Raw genomic sequence first — 1,664 nt, forward strand, 5'->3', positions numbered from 1 at the left:
GAATACCTCGATGCCCACAATGAAAGCCCCCGACCGTACGAATGGACCGCGACCGCCGAATCCATCCTCGCCAAGGTTGCGCGCGGCCGCGTCGCTACTGGCAAAGATCAGCTAAATCAGAGACACACCACTAGCTGCCTTGATCGGCGCGCAGGCGCTCACCGAGTATCGAGTGATTCTGGGTGCTGCGCTGACCGTCGGCGTCACGCCCGTCGAGGTCAAAGAGGTTGTCTACCAGGCTGTGCCCTACGTCGGCATGGGCAAGGTCGTCGACTACCTCCATGCGACCAACGACGTGCTCACCTCGCGTGGAGTCTCCTTGCCGCTGCCGGGCCAATCGACGACCACGCCTGGCACACGCGAAGCCGACGGTCTAGCTCTAGCGGTGCAGAAAAAGATCGTCGGCGACGCTGCCGTCGACCGCATGTACGCCTCGGCGCCCGAAGACGAGATTCACATCCAACGTTTTCTGTCCGCCAACTGCTTCGGCGACCACTACACGGTACAGGTCTCGATCTCGCCACGCGCGAACTCGTCACCCTGTCCGTTCTGGCCGCCATGGGCGGGTGCGACCCACAGGTCAAGGGTCACGTTGTCGCGAACGTCAACGTCGGAAACGACCGCGCACGGCTGATAGCGGTCGTGACTGCACTCCTTCCCTTCATCAGCTACCCGCGAACCCTCAACGCCCTGCGTGCCATCGACGACGTAACCGGAAACAGTTAGAAACCGCGACGCGTGATTGAACTGCTCCCCAGAGGTGGAAAAGAATTTGTCAGTCCAACTTTGGGGAGCAGTTCAGATTGAAGGGCCATCAGTGTGCCCGCTTCGGCGAAATGTGCATCGTGATGTCAGCCATGACGATGGCAGGTACCCCCACGACCACCCGCGTTGCCAGCTGCCGCAACCGCTCGCACCGATCAGCCATTTCCGCGACCGCAACCGCTCCTGCCCGGTTCTCGTCGGACGTCCGCGACCCCGCAAGGCGGTACGGGCGCGCGCATCCGCCCGTACCGCACACCGAACGAGACGGGAACTACCAGCAGCGCCACCACCAGTAAGCAAGTCAACGCGCCCGTACCCGTCCCGAACATTGCCGTTCCTTCCACACCACCAGGGCGCCCGGCGCGGGCACCGCGCATCGATCACCGGGTACCCGAACCCACCAGGCGCAACCGATCCCCCGGTCGCCTCTATCGCCGAACTGCTGCCCGGGTGCTGCACACACGACGACGCACGGGATCACCCACCGCACCGGCGGAGAACCACAGGTCACTGCGGGCTACACGCCGGACATCGGGAACTTCCACACCGCCACCACCATCACGCCCATGACCAGCCCGGCGTAGAGCGGTGCCAACCACGCTGACACGCAACGCATTCAACAGACCGGTGCCCGAGTTCTCCGTGATCGGTGCCATCACAACTCTTCTCTCACGTGCAGGGGATTCCTGACTGCCACGTCGATCACGGTGCACCACACACAGTGGACCAATTTCGACACCTGCACGTCGGCCGAAATACCGACATCGATACCCGTATGGGTCTGCAGGCTTGGGTTCGACTTCAGACCGGACTTCCGCAGCTGATGGGCACACGATTTCACGAAAAGTCATGCTGAACTGCGGTAATGCCGAATATGCGCGTTGAAGGCGTGTTACTAC

At 62.3% G+C, this 1,664-nt stretch carries 2 protein-coding genes; both read left to right on the top strand.

The window, feature by feature from the left end; genetic code table 11:
* The first annotated feature begins 139 nt into the window (after positions 1-139).
* A complete protein-coding gene (locus tag ACFVJ3_RS49380; RefSeq protein WP_378459030.1) occupies positions 140-634 on the top strand; it encodes a carboxymuconolactone decarboxylase family protein in 495 nt (164 codons plus the stop codon).
* On the top strand, positions 559-726 hold the full coding sequence (locus ACFVJ3_RS49385; RefSeq protein ID WP_378459031.1) for a carboxymuconolactone decarboxylase family protein: 168 nt from the start codon (positions 559-561) through the stop codon (positions 724-726). Before ACFVJ3_RS49380 ends, ACFVJ3_RS49385 begins: the two co-directional genes overlap by 76 nt.
* Positions 727-1,664: the final 938 nt, after the last annotated feature.

Origin of the sequence: Rhodococcus sp. NPDC127593 (assembly GCF_042671975.1) — a bacterium.
Classification (GTDB): Bacteria; Actinomycetota; Actinomycetes; order Mycobacteriales; family Mycobacteriaceae; genus Rhodococcus_F.

Bases quoted from the DNA above. Each gene is read 5' to 3' on its own strand.
- ACFVJ3_RS49385 (WP_378459031.1), top strand. From the start codon at position 559: ATGGGCGGGTGCGACCCACAGGTCAAGGGTCACGTTGTCGCGAACGTC.